At 63.9% G+C, this 1,175-nt stretch carries 1 protein-coding gene; it reads right to left on the bottom strand.

Going from position 1 to position 1,175, the window contains the following annotated elements; genetic code table 11:
• Positions 1–1,070 (bottom strand): DUF6055 domain-containing protein (locus AC1DYI_RS36330; protein WP_477208936.1); only part of this gene is annotated, 1,070 nt, incomplete at its 3' end.
• Between the last annotated feature and the right edge of the window lie 105 nt (positions 1,071–1,175).

Raw genomic sequence — 1,175 nt, 5'->3', positions numbered from 1 at the left:
TCATCGATCCGTGCCGAGCCGCTGGCGTGGCCGCCGGGCAAGATGCGTGCATAAGGCCCGACATAGAAGCTGGCGGGCGTGGCAGACGGTGCGCAACCACCACCGTTGGCGTGGCGCACCGTACCGGACGGGCAGGCATCACGCGCGCCGTTGCGAAAACCTTCGGGCCAAGCGTTGGTCAGCTCGATCATGTAGGGGTAGCGCCAGATCGAGTTGTAGTCCCGGTCCCAGACGATTGACTTGTAGGCTTTGGGCGTGGCCGCGACCACCAGGAAAAGCGGTTCGCCAGGCTGGACGCGAAACGTCCGCTCGCCGTCCAGGCCACGCTTGAGGACGCTGTAACGCGCCGAGGTGAAGTCATTGTTGGTAGCCACCAGTCCCCAGCGGAAGCCCGCATCGGAGCCGGCTTGGTCAATGCCGCGAAACTTGACCGTGACGGTGGTCGCGCCGCTGGTGGGATACAGCCGCACCACGTTGTAGCCAAAGCGTTGAGGCGCTCCGTAGTACGGCGACACGAAGCGGCGGTTGGTGGCCCACTTGTCGTCCAGCGCTTCCAGCGGCATGAGCCGGTGCATGCGCTCGGCTCGATCGGTCCGCGTGATGTCGCCGTAGGTGGCTCGAAAGGCTCCGGGGGTGGCTTTGTAGTCCCACACCACGTTGTGCATCGCCCAGTCACCGATGAAGTCGTTGAGCTTGGCCAATGACCAGCCGCGCGACTGCTGGAGGTTCGTGAAGGGATCAGCGCCGGAGGTGGTCCAGATGCCGGTGACCGCGGCCTGGCCATGCTTGTCCTTCAGGAACTCCATGAACTGCCAATTGCAGTACCTGTCGCGGGTCGAGCCGAGGTACAGGTGCGGCGCGTTGCCCAGCATTTCAGAGCAGTGCACGTTGTCCTGGTATTCAGGCAACTGATGCGGCGCGAAGTTCGCGTGGCTCTCGTAGATCCATCCGCAGGTGTTGCTCTGGTCGCATGTCATGCCGCCCTTGTAGCCAGCCCATGACTGCCATCCGTGGGTGAACTCATGCGTGAGTCCCCAATGGTCTCTCAGCGCCCCGGGCGCGATCCACATGCCCAGGTGAAGCGCTCCCTGCCCATCGACCCATGCGCCGCCAGTCAGGCCCAATCTGAGTGGATGTGGACGGCCGCCTTGATCTTGTCCGCGCGGTCGTAGTAG

The organism is Ideonella sp. P3_A4 (assembly GCF_056403075.1).
Note: the sequence above shows the minus strand (reverse complement) of the source record. Positions and strands in the feature narration are given on the sequence as shown.